Origin of the sequence: Pseudomonas sp. RV120224-01b (genome assembly GCF_003208145.1) — a bacterium.
GTDB classification, from domain to species: Bacteria; Pseudomonadota; Gammaproteobacteria; order Pseudomonadales; family Pseudomonadaceae; genus Aquipseudomonas; species Aquipseudomonas monteilii.
Map to the genome: position 1 here is coordinate 172081 of NZ_QKMQ01000001.1, position 13874 is coordinate 185954.

Annotated in this window: 16 protein-coding genes; 12 read left to right on the forward strand and 4 right to left on the reverse strand. The window is 62.0% G+C overall.

Translation table 11 applies throughout. The features are described from left to right. Positions 1 to 6: 6 nt before the first annotated feature. Positions 7 to 867 carry a DUF6279 family lipoprotein gene (locus N436_RS00850; RefSeq protein WP_110740200.1) on the reverse strand — a complete coding sequence of 287 codons (861 nt, stop codon included), beginning with the start codon at positions 865 to 867 and terminating at the stop codon, positions 7 to 9. A gap of 147 nt (positions 868 to 1014) precedes the next feature. On the opposite strand from N436_RS00850, the gene N436_RS00855 reads away from it, so the two are divergent. The 4 genes from N436_RS00855 to N436_RS00870 all read left to right on the forward strand — a co-directional run bounded on the left by N436_RS00855 (position 1015) and on the right by N436_RS00870 (position 5970). Then, a complete protein-coding gene (locus N436_RS00855) occupies positions 1015 to 1533 on the forward strand; it encodes a sigma-70 family RNA polymerase sigma factor (protein WP_105945418.1) in 519 nt (172 codons plus the stop codon). Further along, positions 1530 to 2471: a FecR domain-containing protein gene (locus tag N436_RS00860; RefSeq protein ID WP_105945417.1), complete on the forward strand. Its 942-nt coding sequence runs from the start codon at positions 1530 to 1532 to the stop codon at positions 2469 to 2471. The genes N436_RS00855 and N436_RS00860 overlap by 4 nt, the downstream gene beginning before the upstream one ends. A gap of 108 nt (positions 2472 to 2579) precedes the next feature. Next, positions 2580 to 5027: a TonB-dependent receptor gene (locus N436_RS00865; protein ID WP_105945416.1), complete on the forward strand. Its 2448-nt coding sequence runs from the start codon at positions 2580 to 2582 to the stop codon at positions 5025 to 5027. A gap of 106 nt (positions 5028 to 5133) precedes the next feature. Next, positions 5134 to 5970 (forward strand): S1 RNA-binding domain-containing protein, encoded by an 837-nt coding sequence (locus N436_RS00870; RefSeq protein WP_110740201.1) that lies wholly within the window; start codon positions 5134 to 5136, stop codon positions 5968 to 5970. Between the two features lie 6 nt (positions 5971 to 5976). On the opposite strand, the gene N436_RS00875 is transcribed toward N436_RS00870, so the two are convergent. Beyond that, positions 5977 to 6357: a hypothetical protein gene (locus tag N436_RS00875; protein WP_060498687.1), complete on the reverse strand. Its 381-nt coding sequence runs from the start codon at positions 6355 to 6357 to the stop codon at positions 5977 to 5979. A 129-nt stretch (positions 6358 to 6486) separates the two neighbouring features. After that, positions 6487 to 7959 (reverse strand): nitrous oxide reductase family maturation protein NosD, encoded by a 1473-nt coding sequence (locus N436_RS00880; protein WP_110740202.1) that lies wholly within the window; start codon positions 7957 to 7959, stop codon positions 6487 to 6489. Between the two features lie 244 nt (positions 7960 to 8203). Between N436_RS00880 and N436_RS00885 the strand changes: the two genes are divergently transcribed. The 3 genes from N436_RS00885 to def all read left to right on the forward strand — a co-directional run bounded on the left by N436_RS00885 (position 8204) and on the right by def (position 10035). Beyond that, positions 8204 to 8383 carry a CsbD family protein gene (locus N436_RS00885; RefSeq protein WP_060498688.1) on the forward strand — a complete coding sequence of 60 codons (180 nt, stop codon included), beginning with the start codon at positions 8204 to 8206 and terminating at the stop codon, positions 8381 to 8383. Positions 8384 to 8542: 159 nt separating this feature from the next. After that, on the forward strand, positions 8543 to 9502 hold the full coding sequence (locus N436_RS00890; RefSeq protein ID WP_105945414.1) for a YihY/virulence factor BrkB family protein: 960 nt from the start codon (positions 8543 to 8545) through the stop codon (positions 9500 to 9502). Continuing rightward, complete coding sequence (gene def / locus N436_RS00895) at positions 9499 to 10035, forward strand: peptide deformylase (RefSeq protein ID WP_016711916.1); 537 nt, start codon at positions 9499 to 9501, stop codon at positions 10033 to 10035. The genes N436_RS00890 and def overlap by 4 nt, the downstream gene beginning before the upstream one ends. Here the strand turns inward: def and N436_RS00900 are convergent. Beyond that, on the reverse strand, positions 9990 to 10358 hold the full coding sequence (locus tag N436_RS00900; protein WP_110740203.1) for a GNAT family N-acetyltransferase: 369 nt from the start codon (positions 10356 to 10358) through the stop codon (positions 9990 to 9992). The two genes, def and N436_RS00900, sit on opposite strands and share 46 nt — an antisense overlap. A 357-nt stretch (positions 10359 to 10715) precedes the next feature. Between N436_RS00900 and N436_RS00905 the strand changes: the two genes are divergently transcribed. From N436_RS00905 to N436_RS00925, 5 genes are all read left to right on the forward strand, one after another. Next, a complete protein-coding gene (locus N436_RS00905) occupies positions 10716 to 10973 on the forward strand; it encodes a DUF2790 domain-containing protein (protein ID WP_016711914.1) in 258 nt (85 codons plus the stop codon). Between the two features lie 218 nt (positions 10974 to 11191). Further along, positions 11192 to 11617, forward strand: a complete 426-nt coding sequence (locus N436_RS00910) for a nuclear transport factor 2 family protein (protein ID WP_104835366.1) — start codon at positions 11192 to 11194, stop codon at positions 11615 to 11617. Between the two features lie 44 nt (positions 11618 to 11661). Further along, on the forward strand, positions 11662 to 12006 hold the full coding sequence (locus N436_RS00915; RefSeq protein WP_016711912.1) for a YciI family protein: 345 nt from the start codon (positions 11662 to 11664) through the stop codon (positions 12004 to 12006). Between the two features lie 21 nt (positions 12007 to 12027). Next, positions 12028 to 12513, forward strand: coding sequence for an SRPBCC family protein (locus tag N436_RS00920; protein WP_105945410.1), 486 nt, complete (start codon positions 12028 to 12030; stop codon positions 12511 to 12513). Beyond that, positions 12513 to 13751: an RNA polymerase sigma factor gene (locus N436_RS00925; RefSeq protein ID WP_110740204.1), complete on the forward strand. Its 1239-nt coding sequence runs from the start codon at positions 12513 to 12515 to the stop codon at positions 13749 to 13751. The genes N436_RS00920 and N436_RS00925 overlap by 1 nt, the downstream gene beginning before the upstream one ends. The last annotated feature ends 123 nt before the right edge of the window (positions 13752 to 13874 follow it).

Genomic DNA, 13874 nt, shown 5'->3' on the forward strand with positions numbered 1-13874 from the left:
TGGCACTCACCCCTTCAAACACTTCAACTCACTGAAATCCGTCCGCACCTTGCCCAACCGATCCTGCAAAAACCGCCGCTGCTGCGGCGTGCTTTGCTGCACCAGGTCCACCAGTAAACTGCGCGCCTGCCGCTCGGTATTCTGAAACGCCGCACGATACGCCGGCGTCCACAAACTCTCCTTGCGCTGCAGCAACGTCGCCAGCCGCGGCTCGAAACTCGCGTCATTGCGCTGGTTCATCGCCAGCAGCAATTGCTGCTGCCAGTGGGCGCGGTTGGCGATCCATTCGCGGTTCTGGTCACCCAGCGCCTGCGACCAGGCCTGCACCCGCTGCTTTTGCACTGGCGTCAGTTCCCCCAGCCATGGCGTCAGGCGTTTTTCCATGCGCTCGGTACGGCGGGCGATCTGTTTGGCCAGCGGTGTATCCACATACTGCTTCTGCCGTTCGCTGATGTCGTCGCGGAAGGCATCGCGCATTTCCGCCACTTGGGTGTCGCTCATGCCACGCAGCAGTTCAGTGGCCGACGGGGTGATTGCTTCTGCCACCCGGCCAATCGCCTCGCGGGCCTCATGGGTACGTTGCTGCAGGGCCTGGTCGGTCACCTGGTCGTCAGCGACCATGCCGCGTACCCGGTCCAGCCAGTCGAGGTAACCGGGCAGTTGGGTCTTGCAATGCCAGGCCAGGTGCTCGCGCAAGCGGTCGTCGAGCATGGCCTTCTGCTCGCGGTTCATGTCCAGGTAATCGCCCAGCGACCACGGCACCAGGCGATCGAGGTTGCGGTAGGCCAGGTCGATACGGCTGCAGGCGGCCAGGGCCAGGGCGAAGCCGATTGCGACAAGCAGGGCTTTGGGCAGGCGGACAGGCATGTGCTGTTCCTTGCAGTGACGGCCAATCGGTAGAGGTAAGGGTAGCCGCAGGGTTCCATTGCATCGCGGTAATGGCGGTTTCCTTCCATCGGCAATCTCACTATTATTGCGACTAATTCTTATCCGCATCGTTACAAGGATGATTGCGTGTACAAGGTCCCGCCTGCACCGCACGATGACATGCACTGCCTGTACCGCGACCACAGCGGCTGGCTGCAAGGCTGGCTGCGCCGGCGCCTGGGCGACCGGGAGCGGGCGGCGGACCTGACCCAGGACACCTTCGTGCGCCTGATCGCCAGCACGGTGGCCCACCCGTTGCGCGAGCCGCGCAATTTTCTGGCGACGGTGGCCAAGCGGGTGATGGTTGACCACCTGCGCAGGCGGTCATTGGAGCAGGCCTATCTGCAAGCCATGGCCCTGGAGCCGGAACTGGTGGAGGCGTCACCGGAACATCGGGTCGTGCTGCTGGAAACGTTGCTGCAACTCGATGCCATGCTGGACGGCCTGAACCACAAGGTGCGCCAGGCGCTGTTTCTTTCACACTTCGAAGGCTTGAGCTACGCCGAAATTGCCGAACGCCTGGGTGTGTCTGTCAGTTCGGTGACCAAATACATCGCCAAGGCCACTGAGCAGTGCCTGTTGTTCGCGCTGGATGCCGAGCTGTGAGCCCGGCGCAGCAAAGGCAGGCGCTGCGTGATGCGGCGCAGTGGCATGCCCGTTTGAGTGCCGGGGCGGACTACCCGGCGCTGTATCAGCGTTGGCAGGCCTGGCATCAGGGCGACCCGGTTCATCAATGGGCTTGGCAGCGTCTGGAGGCCTTTCACGCCGAGTTGCGCAGTGTGCCGGCGACCGTGGCGCAACGGACGCTGGTGGTGGAACCTCCATTGGCAGGCAGGCGTACTGTGCTCAAGGGCCTGGTGCTGGGCCTTGGTGTGTCCGGCCTGGCCTGGACCGGCTATCGGCAGACGCCGCTGTGGCTGGCTGATGTGCGCACCGCGACGGGTGAGCGGCGCCAGCTGAGGCTGGAAGATGGCACCCAACTAACGCTGAACACGGCCAGCGCCGTGGACATTCGCTATGACCACTTGCAACGCCTGATCATCCTGCGCGCGGGGGAGATCATGGTGACGACAGCCAAGGATGCACGGCCACTCAGCGTGCGCAGCCAACAGGGTGAGATGCGTGCGTTGGGTACGCGCTTCGTCGTGCGCCAGCTGGACGGGCAGACTGAACTGGATGTGCTTGAACATGCCGTTGCCGTGCGCAACCGGCCAGAGGCCGAGCCGCTTCGGGTGGAGGCGGGCATGAGCCTGCGTTTTGGTTCGGGGCCATTGCCTGCGCCCCAGGTGCTCGACCTTAATCGGGACGAGTGGGTGAATGGCCGGCTGGTGATCGACAACTGGCCGTTGGTTCGGGTGCTGGATGAATTGCAGCGCTATCGCCCGGGCTTTATCGAATGCGCCAAGGAAGTTGCGCACCTGCGCCTTTCCGGCGCTTTCCCGCTGGACGATACGGCGCGTGCGCTGGAGGCGATTGCCCAGGCGCTGCCCGTGCGTATCGAGACCCGCACACGGTTCTGGGTACGGGTGCGGCCTTTGGGCTGATGCTGCATCGGGTTTTTTTAAAAATATTTCTCGTTTGCATTGTCGGTTTTCCGGTTTCACACGACCCCTCCTGCAAACCGCCACTACAGGCCTTTGAAGGAGCCCCCCATGCATCGCCGCGTTACGCCACACAGCTACCCCAGAAAACCCCTTGTCGTTGCCATGTTCAGCGCCGCCTTGCTGTTGCAGGCGGGTGTGGTTCATCCGCTGAGTACCGCCGGGCAGGCCAGTGCTGCCGAAGCCGCACGCAGCTACGCCATCGCCGCCGGGCCACTGGGCGCGGTGCTCAGCCGCTTTGCCAGCGATGCGGGGGTGGTGTTGTCGTTCGAAGCCAAGTTGACCCAGGGCAAGCACAGCCCGGGGTTGCAGGGGACGTACAGCGTTGAACAAGGTTTTGCCCGGTTGCTGGCGGGGAGTGAGCTGCAGGTAATGGCCGCGAGCAATGGCAATTACGTGCTGCTGCCGCGCTCGACGGATGGCGCGCTCGAACTGGGTGCGACCAGCATCAATGCCGCAGGTTTGGGGGCTACGACGGAAGGGACAGGGTCTTATACGACCGGGTCGACCAGTACGGCGACGAAGATGAATCTGTCTATTCGGGAAACGCCGCAGAGCATCAGCGTCATTACCCGCCAACAGATGGATGATCAGCACTTGGCAAGCATCACCGACGTGCTGAAACAGAACCCGGGCATCACTATGTCCCAGGACGGCGGCGAGCGTTTTCACATTTATTCTCGCGGTTCGGAAATCAGTACCTATCAGCTTGATGGCGTGAACACCACTCAGGACTACCTGACACGCAACATGCCCAACACCTTGATGGACATGGCCATGTTCGACCGTATAGAAATCGTGCGCGGCGCCACTGGCCTGATGACCGGTGCGGGTGAGCCCAACGGCGTTGTCAACATGGTACGCAAGCGCCCCACCCGTGAGTTCCAGTCTTACGTACAGGCCGGTGTCGGCTCGTGGGACTACTACCGCGCAGAGGCGGACGTTTCTGGCCCGCTGATCGAAAGCGGCAAGCTGCGTGGCCGCCTGGTGGCCGCCAAGCAGAGTAACCAGAGCTTCATGGACTGGTACAGCCAGGACCGTGATCTTGTGTACGGCGTGCTCGAAGCGGACCTGACCGATACCACCACCGTGCGCTTCGGCATGGACTACCAGACCTACGACGCCAACGGGGCGCCAGGTGTGCCGCTGTTCTTCAGTAACGGCCAGCCCACCAACTTTTCCCGCTCGACCAGCTCCGGCCCGCGCTGGATGTATGAAGACTACGTCACCAGGAACTACTCCTTCGGCCTGGACCAGGAGCTTGGCAATGGCTGGCAGTTGAAAGTAGCCAGCAACTACATGGATGTGGATCGCGACTCGCTGTCAGCGTTCTACCGCACCGGTGCGGGGGTATCCACCCTTGATCAAGCCACCGGCAATGCCAAGCTCGACCTGCTGCAAGTTGACGCCCATCAGGTTCAGCGCGGTGCGAATATTACACTGCAAGGTCCTTTCGAACTGTTTGGCCGAACCCACGAACTGGTTACCGGCTTCGACTACATGGACTACAGGAACAATCACTTCACCGGAACGGCCGGCGCCGCCGACTTCAACTTTTACACTTGGGGTAACCGTGTTCCACAACCAGGCAGTTATTCACCCCTGCTGGACTACGACCTGAACATCCGCCAGACCGGCTACTTCATTGCCACTCGCCTGAACTTCACCGACGACCTGCATATGATCCTGGGAGCCCGTACCACCAGCTACCGCTCCAACTCCGAGCAAGTCGTACTTACCACCAACACGCCTTATGTATCGAACCTGCAGGAACGCGGTGAGGTAACGCCCTATGCCGGCCTGATCTACGACCTGAACGATGAGCAATCGGTCTACGTCAGTTACACCGATATCTTCAAGCCGCAGACCAACGTCGACCGCAACCGCAAGACCCTCGACCCGGTAATTGGCCAGAACTATGAAATGGGCTGGAAAGGCGAATTTTACAATGGTCGCCTGAATGCCAACGCGGCGATCTACTTGATCAAGCGTGACAACCTCGCCGTGCTCGACACTGATTTCGTGGCACCGGCAGAAGAAACGTGGTCGGCTTACAAGGCGGTAAGTGGTGCCGAGACCAAAGGTATCGACCTTGAACTGTCCGGCGAAGTAGCACCAGGATTGGAAGTGCATACTGGCTACAGCCATTCGCGCACAGAGGACTCCAGCGGCACTCGCCAGACCCCTCAGCTGCCTCTGGACACCTTCCGACTGTGGACCACCTTCCGCATGCCTGGTGAGTGGGACCGCCTGACCGTAGGCGGTGGCGTGAACTGGAACTCCAAGCAATCCATGGTCACCAGTTACAAGACCCGTATCACCCAGGACGACTACGCAGTGACCAGCCTGATGGCCCGCTACAAGATCAGCGAAAACCTGGCGGCCACACTGAACGTGGACAATATCTTCGACAAGAAATACTACGCAGGCCTGGCCGGCAACTATGGCCACTATGGCGCGCCGAGAAACGCGACGCTGAACCTGCGCTACGATTTCTGATCCGGCGCCCCAAAAGCTCAAGCACATAGGGGCAACCGTCCGGAAGCTTTGACACCACCCCATGTCTATCCGGAAAATAGCCCCCTTGTCTTGAGGATCATCAGAAATGGCTCTGCTTGGGCGTTACAACAGTTTGCAAATCGTGAAGCACGTGGACTTCGGCCTGTACCTGGACGGCGGTGCCGACGGCGAGATCCTGCTGCCCGGGCGCTACATCCCGAAAAACGCCGAAACCGAAGTCGATGACTGGCTGAACGTGTTCATCTACCTGGACAGCGAAGACCAGCTGATCGCCACCACCGAAAAGCCCAAGGTGCAGGTCGGCGAATTCGCCAGCCTCAAGGTCAAGGACATCAACGGTGCCGGCATCTTCCTGGACTGGGGCCTGTCCAAGGACCTGCTGATGCCGTACTCGGAAGAGGCGCGGCCGCTGAAGATCGGCGACTACTGCGTGGTGCACGTCTACCTCGACAAGCGCACCCGCCGCATCACCGCTACTTCACGCCTGGACCGCTACCTCGACGTCACCCCGGCTGACTACAGGGTCGGGCAACCGGTCGAGCTGCTGGTGGCCGGTGAAACGCCGATGGGCTTCAAGGCCATCATCAACAACCGCCACTGGGGCCTGATTCACAAGAACGAGGTGTTCAAGTTCCTACGTTCGGGCATGCACGAGAAGGGCTTCATCAAGGAAGTGCGCCACGACGGCAAGATCGCCCTCAGCCTGCAGCCAGTGGGCGCGGCCCTGTCCGACAGCCTGCAAGAGCAGATCATGGCACGCCTGGAGGCTGAAGGTGGGGTGTTGGGCGTGTGCGACAAGAGCGACCCGGCGCTGATCAGCAAGCTGTTCAACGTCAGCAAAGGCAACTTCAAGAAGGCCATTGGCGGGTTGTTCAAGCAGGGCCTGATCGTCATCCATGACGACCGTATCGAAAAGGTCTGACTGCCCTTACGCCTGCACGAAGTTGCGAAAATCCAGCTGCTCGCCACCCGGACGGGTGTCGCGCAGCAGCGAGTCGCGGTCTGCGCTGAGGGCCAGGCTGATGGTCGAGCGGCGCTTGCCGGGCTTGCGCACTTCCATCTGCTCCAGGTGAGCCTTGAGGAAATTGGTGGGCACCTTCAGGTGCTGCAGCTCATCGCTTTCTGGCGTGTGCAACAGCAGGTTGACCCAGTCGGCCTGGCCTTTGCCCAGCAGCTTCACGGGTACTTCGAACCACCACAGGTTGCGCTTGTTGTCCAGGATGGCGAACAGCGTGTTGTTGCTGTTCAGCACCGGTTTGGCCAGTGCTTCGTTGCGCCGGGCGATGGCGGCGGGTTTGTCGAGTTTCATGCAGGTTCCTGCGGGTTGACGCTATGAAGGCCTGCATTGTGAGGGGTGGCACGGGGCGGGGCAAGGTTTGTGATTTGCGGTGCCTGTGCCGGCCTCTTCGCGGTTAAACCCGCGAAGAGGCCAGTAGCCTTACCGCCGAACCGGCAGGCTCAACTCGGAAGTAGCCCCATCAGCAGTCGTCACCGTCGCAGTAAAGCTGCGCAACCCGCCGATATTCTCCAGCACCTGGGCAATCCGCGCCTGCCCCTGCTCGTCACTGTTCACCAGCACGTCTCCAAGGTACTGCTCCGCCTCGGTGCCATCGGCTTGGGCATTACCAAAGAACTCCACGCGCAACAGGCTCGACACCGGCCCCTGCACCTCGCCGCGCAATACATTGCCTTCCAGCGCCATCAGCCGTGGCGCCTGCTGGTTGTGGTTAGGCAGCGGCTGGCAAGGCTTGGGCTCGCCTTTGGCATCACAGATGATCGCCTGGTCCTGCTTGGGCAAATCGGCCCCCACCCCGCGCGAACCCACATACAGCGCATGCGCCTGCGCCGGGACGCCAAACACGATGGCGCCCGTGCGTTGGTCAGGCACGCACGAGCCGCCCGCCTCGCAGCGGCGGATATCCTGGCTGTTACCCCAGATGCGGTTGGCGCTCAGGCGCGTGGCGGTCGTGTCCGGCTCCGGGCGCAGGGCCACGCCGATGCGGTTGCCGTGGATCAGGTTGCCGTCGAGGATGTTGCTCTCGCCGGTCACGCTGACCCCGATCGAGTTGCCGCTGAAGGTATTGGCTGCCAGGTAATTGCGCTTGCCCCAGTTGATCTGCAGGCCGTCGGAGTAGTTCTCGAAGCGGTTGCGCACCACGCTGTTGTCGTTGCCCAGCAGAATCTCGATGCCTTGCGAGGGCTCAGGGTTGGCAGCGGTGGAGCGGAACAGGTTGTCGGCCACCAGGTTGAACGCCGCGCCACGGGTCAGCTCCAGGCCGTCGCCATTGTCGATCAGCTGGTTGCGCAGCACCTTGTTGTTGTTCGTGGTGGTGGCGGTGGGATTACCGGCGCCGTCATCACCGGTCAGCATGATGCCCGCGCCGCCTTTGTTGGCGACGATGCGGTTGTCTTCGATCACGTTGCCGCTGGCGCGGTTGACCAGGATGCCGATGCAGAAGTTGCGCACCTCCAGGCCGCTCAAATGCACGCCTTGGGTATCGCGCAGCACCAGCCCCGGGTTGGTGGTGGTGCGCACGTTGGTGCCGAACTGGCCGGGCAGGGCGCCGGGGCAGGTGCGCACGCCTTGGTCCTTGATGTAAGCCGAACCGTCGATGGCGATGTATTGGCCATCGCGTGCCCAGGGCAGGCCAGTGATGCGCACCGGGCCTTTGATTTCTGGCAGGGGGCTATTGGGGCGGATGACGTAGGGCGGCTTGCCCACTGGCGCAATGTCGATGCGGTAATGGCCAGGGTTCTGGTTGCTGGTTTCGATGGCCCAGCGCAGCGAGCCGGGTTGGCCATCGTCGGCGTAATGCTCGACACGCAGGGTTTCAGGGTTGGCCGGTGCGGCGGCCAGGGCGGGCAAGGGGAGCAGTGGCAGCAAGGCCACCAACGCAGGCATCAGACGCATGGGTGCGGGTATCCGGAAAACATTGTTTTTATGAAGTGCCAGCCTGCTTTGGGCGGACGTTTGCGGAGGATTCTAGGGCAGGGTTGATGGCATCGCGCAGGCGCAGGGGCGATTCGGTGCGGTATTCGCCCGCAGTTTTACCGCTTGGCTCAAGCGTTACAAATCCGTTGAAACTCCTGGCGAGGGCGTTGGGTCCACCGACTGTCGACACGGTTCACGTGTCTCCCATTGCAGGAGTTTTGCCATGAGCGGTACTACAGACAAAGCGAAAGGCCTGGCCAACGAAGCGATCGGCAACATCAAGCAGGGCGTCGGCAAGGTGACCGACAACGACAAGCTGCGGGCCGAGGGCAAGGCGCAGGAACTGAAGGGCGAGGCGCAGCAGATCAAGGGCAATGTGAAGGATGCGGTGAAGAAGCCTTGATTCGAGGCAGCCTGACCCGGCCTCTTCGCGGGCAAGCCCGCGAAGAGGCCGGACCTGTATAAGCAAATTCTTCAAGCATGGCGGGGAGCAGCACAGCAACCGCAGGGTCTATTAGACTTACCCGCTGTACTGATGAATCAAGCGGCGAAAGGAGACGCTATGATTTTCCCCGACCTGCGCGGTCTGCCCCTGCACCGCGTGCTGGTACGCACCGTCAAGGAATTCCTCGACGACGAGATGTCCACCTATGCCTCCGCGCTGGCTTACCAGGCGTTGTTTTCGCTGTTCCCCTTCTTGCTGTTCCTGATTGCCCTGATCGGTTTCCTGCACCTGCCAGACTTCTTCTCCTGGCTGCGCCTGCAAACCGAGCTGGTGCTGCCGCCCCAGGCACTGGAGCAGGTTAACCCGGTAATCGACCAACTCCAGCAGTCCAAGGGCGGGCTGCTGTCGGTGGGTATCGTGATTGCCCTGTGGACCGCGTCGGCGGGCGTGCGCCTGATGATGAGCGCCATGAACGCCGCCTACGACGTGCCCGAAGGGCGACCGGTATGGAAGCGCATACCGCTTTCCATCATCTACACCGTGGGCCTGGCCGGCATGCTACTGGTGGCGGCGGCGCTGATGGTGCTGGGGCCGCAGGTGATGGAGTGGATTGCCTCACAGGTGGGCATGCAGGAGTTTATCGTAACGCTGTGGACCATCTTGCGCTGGCCGGCGATCATCATCCTGCTGATGGTGGCCGTGGCGGTGATCTACTACGTGATGCCCGACGTGAAGCAGAAGTTTCGCTTCATCACACCCGGCTCGGTGCTGGCGGTGGTGGTGTGGATCGTGGCCTCGCTGGGCTTTGCGTACTACGTGAAAACCTTTGCCGACTACAACGCCATGTACGGCAGCATTGGTGCAATCATCGTGCTGTTGCTGTATTTCTATATTTCCGCCGCCGTGTTGCTGCTGGGCGCGGAAATGAACGCGGTGATCGAGCACATGTCGAGCGAGGGCAAGAACCCTGGCGAGAAGGATTTTGAAGGGCACAAGGCCCCGCAAACCATTACCGTGCTGGGCCACGAACACCCGCAACCGAGCGAGCCCCAACCCTCCGAGCCGAACCCCAGATGATCCGTGACATTCTCAAGATGGGCGACGAACGCCTGCTGCGCATCGCCCCGCCCGTGCCCGAGCACCTGTTCGGTACGGCCGAATTGCAGCAACTGATCGACGACATGTTCGAAACCATGCGCCATGTGGGCGGTGTCGGCCTGGCCGCGCCGCAGATTGGCGTCGACCTGCAGTTGGTGATCTTCGGCTTCGAGCGCAGCGAACGTTACCCGGATGCCGAAGCGGTGCCGCAGACCATTTTGCTCAACCCGGTCATCACACCGACCTCCACCGAGGTCGAGGACGGCTGGGAAGGCTGCCTGTCGGTGCCTGGCCTGCGTGGCGTGGTGCCGCGCTTCAAGCACATCTGCTACGAAGGGGTCGACCCCCAGGGCAACCCGATCAACCGCTTTGCCGACGGCTTCCATGCACGGGTGGTGCAGCACGAGTGCGATCACCTGATCGGCCGTTTGTACCCATCGCGCATTCAGGACTTCGCCAAGTTCGGTTACACCGAGGTGCTGTTCCCGGGGCTCGACGTCAGCGACGACTGAGCCCGCTCCAGCGCTACCAGGCGTTTGCTGCGCTGGTAGCGCAGCAGGCGGCTTGCCAGGCTTTCGGGCAGTTGCCCGGCCATGTGGAAACCCAGGCGCTGATAGAAGGGCATCAGGTCCGGGTGGCAGAACAGCCAGGTTGGGCCATTGGCCTGCTCCAGCGCCGCCTCGATCAAGCGTCCGGCCATCCCCTTGTTGCGCTGTTGCGGGTCGACGAACAACCCGGTCAGCCAATAGCCATCGCCCACGGGGCTCAGGCTCAAGCCTGCAATGATGCCCGGCGCCCTCGCCACCCACAGTTGCGCATCGCTCGCAGCACGCATGCGCGAGCCGTGCTGACGGTAAAAATGGTCCAGCAGCCGGCGTTCTGTGTCTGAAAGCGTCGAGCAGTGAAGATATTTTAATGAAATGGCGAGTCCTGCCCTGAAAGCTGGCCAGAGGCTCTGGCTTGATGTTTTGCGGCCAATTTGACGCAGATTGTTGCAAATCCGGCAAGGGTGAATATCCGACTACGGGGTTCAACTATTGCCAAGCGAGAGTAGACTTTTACACATCCCCCCTGGCAGTACGAAGCGGGATCGGTACTTCGTGCCATCTTCACCGTAGATGGCAACTTCTCCGCGCCGTTCACGGCAATAGAAGTCAATCGATCAGCTTGAATGCTCAAAAGGCAAACCCACATGAAACCACTACTGATTCTTGCATTGGTCGGTATGTCCTCGTTCGCCCTCGCCGATGAGGCTACCCCCGTCTCCAGCCAGCCTGTGGCTCAGCAGTATGACTACTCCATGAACCTGGACATCAAACGGGTGATCAACCTGTCGACCATCCCCAATGTCTGCGAAGTGGTACCTGCCACCATGACCTATGAAGACCACCAAGGCCAGGTGCATACCATCCAGTACCGGGCCATGGGTGAGGGTTGCCAGCAAGGTTGAAGCTGAGGCGATCCCTGTAGGAGCGGCTTTAGCCGCGAACACCGGCACAGCCGGTGCCATCCACCATCGGTAGATGGATCGCGGGGAAGCCCGCTCCTACAGGCTATAAAGCCACTGCTCGATAGAATAATTTCCAACGCCTGTCGATTCCTCCGCTCTCCGTTCGACCATAGGTGAAGGCACCACCGTGCCCCCATGACCTGTCGGAGGAACCCCCGATGAGCACCGCAGCCGAAACCGAGATCCGCCAACTGATCGAGCGCTGGATGCAGGCCGTGCGCGATCGCGACATCCCCAACATCACCGCCCCTTATGCCGATGACATCGTCGCCTTCGATGCCATCCAGGCCCTGCAATTCAAGGGCAAGGCTGCCTACACCGCGCACTGGGAAATGTGCATGGGCATGTGCACCGGCCCCATGGTCTTCGAACTGGCCGAACTCACCGTACACGCCGCTGGCGACCTGGCCCTGGCCCACTGGCTGAACCGCTGCGGGCCGGGCGATGACGAAAGCCAGTGCGGCTTCATGCGTGCCACCGTGGGCTATCGTCGTCAGGGTGGCCAGTGGCAGGTGATCCATGAGCACTGGTCGGCGCCGTTCGACATGGAAACCCAGAAAGCCCTGTTCGATCTCAAGCCCTGAGTCGTTATCGCCAAACGCACTTTGCCAATGCCCTGGAGGCGACCATGAAATACCTGTGCCTGGTCTATTGTGACGAGGGGCTGCTGCACAGCCTGCCCGACAGCCCGGAAGACGCCGAATGCATGGCGTATGCCGAAGCCATCCAGGGCTCCGGGCGAATGCTGGCGGCCGAGGCGCTGAAGCCTGTGCAGACCGCCACCACGGTACGCGTGCGCAACGGGCACATGAGCCTGACCGACGGCCCGTTCGCCGAAACCAAAGAGCAACTGGCGGGTTTTTACCTGGTGGAGGCCCGCGACTTGAACGAGGCGCTGAACATCGCCAAGGGTATTCCTGCCGCACGGGTCGGTAGCGTCGAGGTAAGGCCCGTGCGCCAACTGCAACCCTGACAGCAAAGGAGCACAACAATAATGAGCCTTGCCCAACCTGCACCTGCCCAACACGAGTTGTCCATCAGCCGCTTGATCGACGCGCCCCCGGCCAAGGTGTTCCGCGCTTGGACCGAGCCCCAGTGGCTGATGCAGTGGTGGGGGCCGCACGGCATGACCACCCCGGAGTGCGAGATGCAGTTGTGGGCCGGCGGCCTGTTCCGCACCCTGATGCGCGCGCCGGATGGCAGCGAGTACCCGAACCAGGGTGTGTTTCTGGAAATTGCCGCACCACGGCGGCTGGTGTTCACCGATGCCTTCGGCCCCGGCTGGGTGCCCTCGAACAAGGCCTTCATGACCGCCGTGATCAGCTTTGACGAGGAGCAAGGCAAAACCCGCTACACCGCCCGCGCCTGGCACTGGAATGCCGCCGACTGCCGGGCCCATGAGGAGATGGGCTTTCACCTGGGCTGGGGAGAAAGCCTGGACCGCCTGGTGGAGGTGGTGACCCAGCGGATGCCCGACTGATGGCGGCACTGGCGCAAGTGCGCACCGAAGTCGAGGCGGTGTACCGGCGGGAGTCGCGGCGCATTTTGGCAACGTTGATCCGCTTGCTGGGTGATTTCGACCTGGCCGAGGAGGCCATGCATGATGCCTTCTTCATCGCCGTCGAGCGTTGGCAGCGCGACGGCATCCCCGAAAACCCAAGGGCGTGGCTGGTTTCCACCGGGCGCTTCAAGGCCATCGATGCGCTGCGCCGGCGCGCCCGTTTTAACTGCTCCCAGGCAGACCTGAGCATGCTGCTCGACGGGCAGGCACAGGACCCCAGCGAAGAAGAGTTGCTGGCCGATGACCGCTTGCGGCTGATCTTCACCTGCTGCCACCCGGCACTGTCCGCCGATGCCCAGGTACCGCTGACCCTACGCGAAGTCTGCGACCTGACCACTGAACAGATTGCCCGCGCCTTCCTGCAAAACCCGGCCACCATTGCCCAGCGCATCGTCCGCGCCAAAGCCAAGATCCGTGATGCCGGCATTCCGTACCAGGTGCCGGAGCTGAACGAACTGCCCGAACGGCTGGAGAGCGTGTTGCGGGTGATCTACCTGGTGTTCAACGAAGGCTATTCGGCGTCATCGGGCGAGGCGTTGCTGCAGCAGGACTTGAGTGACGAAGCCATTCGCCTGGCGCGGTTGTTGGTGCAGTTACTGCCCGACCCGGAGGCGGTCGGCCTGCTGGCCTTGATGTTGCTGCAGGCGTCGCGGCAGCAGGCGCGAACCGATGCCCAGGGCAACCTGGTGGTGCTGGAGCTGCAAGACCGCAGCCTGTGGGACCGGCAACGCATTGACGAAGGCTGCGAGCTGGTGCGCCAGGCGCTGCAAAGCCGGGCGTTCGGCGCCTATACCGTGCAGGCGGCGATTGCTGCGGTGCATGCCGAAGCATCGACGGCAGCGGAGACGGACTGGGCGGAGATTGTCGGGCTTTATGACGTGCTGCAGCGACATTGGCCTTCAGCCGTGGTGGAGCTGAACCGGGCGGTGGCGCTGGCGAAGCGGGATGGGCCGGAGGTTGGCTTGCGGGCGGTGGAAGGGATTCTGGCGCGGGGGGAGCTGCTGGACTATCACCTGGCGCATGTGGCACGGGCGGAGTTGCACTACCAGTTAGGGCAGGTGGAGGCGGCGCGTGTGGCTTGGCGGCAGGCGCTGGCTTTGACTCGGCAGGCGCCGGAGCGCAGGCATATCGAGCGGCGGTTACAGGCTCTGGAGTAATGGTGACAGTACCGGCCCTATCGCCGGCAAGCCAGCTCCCACAGGATCACCACAGGCCTGAATATTGTGGTGATCCTGTGGGAGCTGGCTTGCCGGCGAAAGGGCCGGTACTGGCTAAATCAA